The organism is Mesorhizobium silamurunense, assembly GCF_014843825.1.
GTDB lineage: Bacteria > Pseudomonadota > Alphaproteobacteria > Rhizobiales > Rhizobiaceae > Mesorhizobium > Mesorhizobium silamurunense.
Window position 1 is genome coordinate 1 of sequence record NZ_JHQR01000412.1, and the last position, 7,336, is coordinate 7,336.

A 7,336-nucleotide genomic window follows, 5' to 3' on the forward strand; every position below is an offset into this window, starting at 1 on the left:
GCTTGCGCGCGCCCTCGCCGTCGCGCACCACTTGCAGCGCCAGCGACTTCAGCACCTTGCCCAACGCGCGGCGGAAGGCGCCGAGCCGCGCATCCTTCGGATCGCTGATCGCCGGAGCGCCGCGCGCGGTGGCCTTACCGGTGGCGAAGATGAGCAGCGTGTCGCTGGTCGAGGTGTCGCTGTCGACGGTGACCGCATTGAAGGTCTTGGCCGTGCCGCGCGACAACAGGTCCTGAAGCACGGGTGCCGCGATCGGCGCATCGGTGGCGATGAAGGAGAGCATCGTGGCCATATCGGGCGCGATCATGCCGGCGCCCTTGGCAATGCCGTTGATGGTCACGTCGGCATCGCCGAGCTTCACCATCTGGGTTGCCACCTTCGGATAGGTGTCCGTGGTCATGATGGCCTTCGCCGCCTCGGTCCACAGGTCCGGCTTGCCTTCCTTCACCAGGCCGGCAAGCAGATGGCTGAATTTGTTAGTGTCGAGCGGCTCGCCGATGACGCCGGTCGAGGCCAGGAACACCTCGCTCTCGGAGCATCCGGCGGCCTTCGCCGCCGCCTCGCCCGTCAGCGCGGTCGAAGTCTTGCCCTTCTTGCCGGTGAAGGCATTGGCATTGCCCGAATTGACCACCAGCACGCGCGCCTTGCCGGCGGGCAGGTTCTGGCGGCAGTAATCGACCGGCGCCGAGGGGCATTTCGACTTGGTGAACACGCCGGCGACGGCCGTTCCAGGATCGAAGACCATGGCAAGCAGATCAGTGCGATTCCGATATTTGATCCCGGCCTCGGCGGTGGCGATGCGCACGCCCTCGATGACCGGCATCTTGGGGTATTTCTTCGGTGCGAGCGGCGAAATCGTTGCGGACATGGGGACCCCGGAGCGGCAGAACGCGAAAGGAAGGCCGGTTTGCCCGATAGAACGCGCTGGCGCAAGAGGCGTTCTGGCCGCGGTTCGCGGGCTCAGTTGATGACGCCACAACCTAAAACGGTCCGTTTCGTTTCGCCTCAGGACCCAATATGATCGACAGAAGATTCATCGACTAAGGACGCAGAAATGGGCGAAGTCGCCCCGGGGCGCAAGTCGATCGGCGCAAAGCGAAACCCGGAAAGCGCCGACGCCATCATCGAGGCCGCCGAAGCGGTGCTGGCGGAGGCCGGCTATTCCGGCTTTTCGATCGAGGCCGTCGCACGGCGCGCGCGGGCCGGCAAACCGACCATCTATCGCTGGTGGCCGAGCAAGGCGGCGCTGCTGATCGAGGTCTATCAGCGGCAAAAGCGTGTCGCGGTGCCCGATACCGGCAAGCTCGAAGAGGATCTTGCCGGCTTCCTCGTGAATCTGTTCGCGCATTGGCGCGACACTTCGTCCGGCAATGTCTTCCGGTCGCTGGTCGCCGAAGCGCAATCCGACCAGGCCGCGGCGGTGGCGCTTGCCGACTATACAAAAGGCCGGCGCGCCCATACCGGCGGGATGATCGAACGCGCCAAGGCGCGCGGCGAGGTGGCGGCGGACGTCGACGCCGATATCGTGGCCGACCTGATCGCTTCCTACGCCTGGAGGCATCTTTTGACCAATCGCCTCGATGAAGACGAGGCGACGATCCGCACCGCGGTGCGTTATGTGGTGCGCGGCATAGCGCCCGCCTGAAACGCGAAAAGGGCGCCCGAAAGGCGCCCTCTGCAATGCTCCTAGCCGATGCGGAATTACTTGCCGCTCTCCAGCGTGTCGACCGCCGCTTTCAGCTTCGCGTCCGGGATCTCGACCTTGGCGGCACCGCGCAATTCCTTGACCATGGCGAAATACTTGTCGCGGATCACCGCCTGCTTGGCCTGATCCTTGACGTCGTCGAAGGCCGGCGGCTGCTTGGCGCGCTTGTCCTCGACCTTGATGACATGCCAGCCGAACTGCGACTGCACCGGCTCCTTCGAGTATTTGCCGACATCCAGGGCAAACGCCGCCTTGTCGAACTCCGGCACCATCTGGCCAGGGCCGAACCAGCCCAGGTCGCCGCCACTGGTCTTGCCGCTCGGGTCGCTGGTGTGCTCGTTGGCGAGCTTCTGGAAATCGGCACCGCCATCGAGCTGCTTGATGATCGCCTCGGCCTCTTCCTTCGTCTTCACGAGGATGTGACGGGCATGGATCTCATTGACCGGCGGCGTGTTGGCGATTTCCTGGTCGTAACGGGCGCGGACATCCGCATCCGTCACCTTGTCGACGACCTCCTTCTCGACCACCTCGCCATGCAGGGCGCGCTGCTGCAGGAACGCCATGCGGCGCTGGAAATCGGCATCCTTGTCGAGACCGCTGTCGACCGCCTTCTTGGCCATGACGCGGATTTCGATGGCCGCCGAAAGGGCGGCGGCGCGGCGCTGTTCCGGCGGCAGTTGCTGGAATTGCTGCGACAGCTCGCCTTCGGCCAGCGCAAGGTCGGCCTCGGTCAACTTCTCGCCGTTGATGGTGGCGACCACGGCGTTCGGATCGACCGGAGCGGTGGCGGGAGCCGCAGCGTCCGGCTGGGCGGGCTTGGTTTCCTGCGCCATTAGCGGCGACAGCGAAAGAGCCGAGAGCCCGAAGGCCAGGCCAAGGCTGGCGAGCGACGCGCGGCGGAACGACAAGGACATCAAGATAAACTCCAATGGGGGATTGCCAATAAGGATCGCTTGAGCGGAAGGGTTCCAATCCGTCCGATTGTGGCGGAATTTGGCGCTGCCCATAGGGTCAACGCGGCGTTGACATCAGTTGAGCCCCCTCTTATCTGTCCAACGACTTGGCGTCCAGAACCGTTTTCCGGGCGCTTTTTGCGTTTGTCCGCATTCACGCGGATTTGATGGGCCCGCCAGGCGCCTGTCGCAAACGGCTAAAATTGCTATCGAAAGGGCCATTGGATGGTCAGTCTCGGCGCTCTCGCGCGTAAGGTTTTCGGCTCCTCCAACGACCGCCGAGTCAAGTCGACCCGGCCACGGGTCGAGGCCATCAACGCCATGGAAAACGAGATGCGGGCGCTCTCGGATACCGAGCTTGCCGGCCGCACCGAAAAATTCCGCCAGGATCTCGCCAACGGCGCTTCGCTCGACGACCTGCTGATACCGGCCTTCGCCACCGCGCGCGAGGCGGCCCGCCGCGTTCTGGGCATGCGTCCTTTTGACGTGCAGTTGATCGGCGGCATGGTGCTGCACAATGGCGGCATCGCCGAGATGCGCACCGGCGAGGGCAAGACGCTGGTCGCCACCTTGCCGGTCTATCTCAATGCGCTCGCCGGCAAGGGCGTCCATGTCGTCACCGTCAACGACTATCTCGCCAAGCGCGACGCCGAATGGATGGGCCGCGTCTACAAGTTCCTTGGCCTGACCGTCGGCATCATCGTCCACGGTCTTTCGGATGACGAACGCCGCGACGCCTACGCCGCCGACGTCACCTACGCCACCAACAACGAGCTCGGCTTCGACTATCTGCGCGACAATATGAAATACGAGCGTTCGCAGATGGTGCAGCGCGGCCATGCTTACGCCATCGTCGACGAGGTCGATTCCATCCTGGTCGATGAAGCACGCACGCCGCTGATCATTTCCGGTCCGCTCGAGGACCGCTCGGAAATGTACAACACCATCGACGCCTACATGCTGAAGCTCGGCCCGGCCGACTATGAGGTCGACGAGAAGCAGAAGACTACGATCTTCACCGAGGACGGCACCGAAAAGCTGGAAAACATGCTGCGCGATGCCGGCCTGTTGAAGGGCGAGTCGCTTTACGACGTCGAGAACGTCGCCATCGTCCACCACGTCAACAACGCGCTGAAGGCGCACCTCCTATTCCAGAAGGACAGGGACTACATCGTGCGCAACGGCGAGATCGTCATCATCGACGAGTTCACCGGCCGCATGATGCCCGGCCGCCGTTATTCGGAAGGCTTGCACCAAGCGCTCGAGGCCAAGGAACATGTGCAGATCCAGCCGGAGAACCAGACGCTCGCCTCGGTTACCTTCCAGAACTATTTCCGCCTCTACAAGAAGCTCGCCGGCATGACCGGCACGGCGCTGACCGAGGCCGAGGAATTCGCCAACATCTACAATCTCGAGGTCACCGAGATCCCGACCAACCTGCCCGTCATCCGCAAGGACGAGGACGACGAGGTCTACCGGACCGTCGACGAGAAGTACAAGGCGATCGTCAAGGAGATCAAGGAGGCGCGCGACAAGGGCCAGCCGATCCTGGTCGGCACCACCTCGATCGAGAAGTCCGAGCAACTGGCCGAACGCCTACGCAAGGACGGCTTCAAGAATTTCGAGGTGCTGAACGCCCGCCACCACGAGCGTGAGGCCTCCATCGTCGCCCAGGCCGGCAAGCCCGGCGCCATCACCATCGCCACCAACATGGCCGGCCGCGGCACCGACATCCAGCTCGGCGGCAATGCCGACATGCGCATCGCCGAGGAGCTGGCCGACATGCCTGAAGGGCCCGAGCGCGAGGCCAGGGAAAAGGAAATCCGCGACGACGTCGCCCGCCTGAAAGAGAAGGCTCTCGGCGCCGGCGGCCTCTACGTGCTCGCCACCGAGCGCCATGAATCGCGCCGCATCGACAACCAGCTTAGAGGTCGTTCGGGAAGACAGGGCGACCCCGGCCGCTCGAAATTCTTCCTGTCGCTGCAGGACGATCTGATGCGCATCTTCGGTTCCGAGCGCATGGACGGCATGCTGCAGAAGCTCGGCCTGAAGGAAGACGAGGCGATCATCCACCCGTGGATCAACAAGGCGCTGGAAAAGGCGCAGAAGAAGGTCGAGGCGCGCAACTTCGACATCCGCAAGAACCTCTTGAAATATGACGACGTCTCGAACGACCAGCGCAAGGTGGTGTTCGAACAGCGCATCGAGCTGATGGACGGCGAGGGCCTATCGGAAACGATCGCCGAGATGCGCGAGGGCGTCATCGAGGAAATCGTCACCAAGAACATCCCCGAAAACGCCTATGCCGAGCAATGGAACGTGGCCGGCCTGAAGGAGGAAGTGGCGCAGTACCTCAATCTCGACCTGCCGATCGAGGAGTGGGTCAAGGAAGAGGGCATCGCCGAGGACGACATCCGCGAGCGCATCTCGGCCGCTGCCGAGGCCGCGGCGAAGGAACGCGCCGAGCGTTTCGGCCCCGACGTGATGAGCTATGTCGAGCGTTCGGTGGTGCTGCAGACGCTCGATCATCTGTGGCGCGAGCACATCGTCAACCTCGACCACCTGCGCTCGGTCGTCGGCTTCCGCGGCTATGCCCAGCGCGATCCGCTGCAAGAATACAAGGGCGAGGCCTTCGAGCTGTTCCAAGGCATGCTCGGCAATCTGCGCCAGGCCGTCACCGCGCAGCTGATGCGCGTCGAGCTGGTCCGCCAGGCTGCCGAAGCGCCGCCGCCCGAAGCGCCGGACATGTTCGGCAGCCACATCGACGGCACCACCGGCGAGAACGATTTCGAGGGCGGCGAGACGGCGTTGCTGGTTCGCCAGGAATCCAATGCCATCGTCGCGCCGGAAAATCGCGACCCGAAGAACCCGGCAACCTGGGGCAAGGTCGGCCGCAACGAGGCCTGCCCCTGCGGCTCCGGCAAGAAATACAAGCACTGCCACGGAGCATTCGCCTGATCCCTTTTCCCTTCTCCCCGTTTTACGGGGGTGACGTGGTCCGCGCAGCGGACGAAAAGCCAATTGCTTGGCTTTTCGAACGACGAACGCCCGGAGCGATAGCGAAGGGCCGGGTGAGGGGCAGCGCCGACACCGGCGATGCCTCTTCTCACCCAGGAACCGGTGTTTACAACAACCCCGACGCCCGCGCCGCGGCCGTCGCCTCGCCGCGCGAGACGGCTTCCAGTTTCTCCAGCACCGCCGAGACATGGTGATCGACCGTCTTCGGCGAGATGGTCAGGTGCGCGGCGATCTTCTTGTTGGAGAAGCCGCGCTCGATCAGCTGCAGCACTTCCATCTGGCGCTGGGTCAGGCCGGCGAGGTTGGTGCGCGTTGCCTGCCTTGGCCCCCGCGCGATATGGCTGACGCCGCTCTGCCGCATCAGGCCGCGCACATGCTGCGCTACCGGCCTTGCGCCAAGCCCTTCGAAAATGTCGAGCGCCTCGCGCTGCGCCGCCTCGTCGCCCTGCAGCAAGGCGAGCGCGCGCTCGAAGGGGGCGTCTATCCTGGCCCAGAACGCCGCGGCACCCCGCCAGTCGCCGGCAAGCAAAAGGCGATGCGGCTCGGCCATGCCGTCGATCTCGCCGGGATCGCTGTCAGGCGACAGAAATTGGCGCCAGGTTGCCAGCTCGCCAACCACGGCGCGCGTCGGCGACCGGCTTTCGGCAAGATCGATAAGGCGTAGCGCCTCGGCTCTGTCGCCCTGTCCTAGCCATGCGAGCTCCGCCATCACCGCCGCGTAAGGCGCCAGCCGCTGCAGCTCCATGCCTTTATCCAGGAACCGCTTCATCTCGTCCAGCACCGGCCCGGCTGATGGATCGCCGCGCCTGATGCGCAGTCTCGCCAACGCCACCAGCGAGGGGTAGCGCACCAGCGCGGTCGTCGCCTCGTCGTCAACGACATCATGCGCTATCGTCGCCGCCTCGTTCCACAGGCCGCGCCGCAGCAGCAACTGTGCCTGCACGCCGCGCATGTAGTCGCGCCAGGTCGCCAGATCGTTCTCGACGCAATAGGCGATGCCGCGGTCGAGGAAGGCTTCCGCCTCGTTGAGGTTGAGCCTGTTCATCTCGACGCAGGCGCAATTGGTGAATGCGCGCGCCGCATGCTCCTGGAAATTCCCCGCAAGGGCGATTCCAAGGCTGCGGGCGAGATCGCGTCGCCCTTTGGCGAAATCCAGCCATTGTCCGGCGGCGCCGACATTGTTGAGCGCGTGGCAGAGGATGTCCGGCCGGTTCAGCCGCTCCGCCAGCCCGACGGCCTTGGCTCCAAGCGAAAGCGTCTCGTCGAGCCTTTCGGCCAGCATCGCCAGCTGGGACAGGTTCGAGTAGGCCATGGCAAGCTCGGCGCTGTCGGGCGCCGTTTCCAGAAGCTCGACGGCCTGCACGCCGAACCGGTCCGCCGCCGCGCGGTCGCCGACGAGATAGGCGAAGCGCGACAGGCATCTGAGGCTGTCGCCTTCCTTCAGCCTGTCGCCAAGCGCCTGCCACAGCCGGCGCGCCTCGCCCTGCGCCTCCATGGCCGCGTCGATGCGGCCGATCAAATGGCATTCGAAGGCATGGCCTTCGTGCAGCGCCGCCTGGCCTTCCATCGGCAGGGCGTCAGAATAGCGCAAGGCGACCTCGTAATGGCCGGCGGCATCGCGATGCGCGCCGACGCGCGAGGCCTCGCGCGCGGCAAGCGG

The 7,336-nt window shown here is 64.7% G+C and carries 5 protein-coding genes; 2 read left to right on the plus strand and 3 right to left on the minus strand.

Going from position 1 to position 7,336, the window contains the following annotated elements; genetic code table 11:
* On the minus strand, nt 1-868 hold an 868-nt coding region (locus tag DH10_RS35200; protein WP_192385900.1), incomplete at its 3' end, for a bifunctional ornithine acetyltransferase/N-acetylglutamate synthase.
* 186 nt (nt 869-1,054) lie between these two features.
* Here DH10_RS35200 and DH10_RS35205 point away from each other — a divergent pair.
* The gene (locus tag DH10_RS35205; RefSeq protein WP_192251319.1) at nt 1,055-1,645 is read left to right on the plus strand and encodes a TetR/AcrR family transcriptional regulator; all 591 of its coding nucleotides are present in this window, start codon (nt 1,055-1,057) and stop codon (nt 1,643-1,645) included.
* A 56-nt stretch (nt 1,646-1,701) separates the two neighbouring features.
* Here the strand turns inward: DH10_RS35205 and DH10_RS35210 are convergent, their stop codons facing one another.
* The gene (locus tag DH10_RS35210; RefSeq protein WP_192251322.1) at nt 1,702-2,619 is read right to left on the minus strand and encodes a peptidylprolyl isomerase; all 918 of its coding nucleotides are present in this window, start codon (nt 2,617-2,619) and stop codon (nt 1,702-1,704) included.
* A gap of 264 nt (nt 2,620-2,883) precedes the next feature.
* Here DH10_RS35210 and secA point away from each other — a divergent pair, with 264 nt between their 5' ends.
* Entirely contained in the window at nt 2,884-5,616 is a 2,733-nt protein-coding gene (secA, locus tag DH10_RS35215; protein ID WP_192251337.1) for a preprotein translocase subunit SecA, read from the plus strand.
* A gap of 166 nt (nt 5,617-5,782) precedes the next feature.
* Here the strand turns inward: secA and DH10_RS35220 are convergent.
* The coding region (locus DH10_RS35220; RefSeq protein WP_246811693.1) for a helix-turn-helix transcriptional regulator at nt 5,783-7,336 on the minus strand (1,554 nt) is incomplete at its 5' end.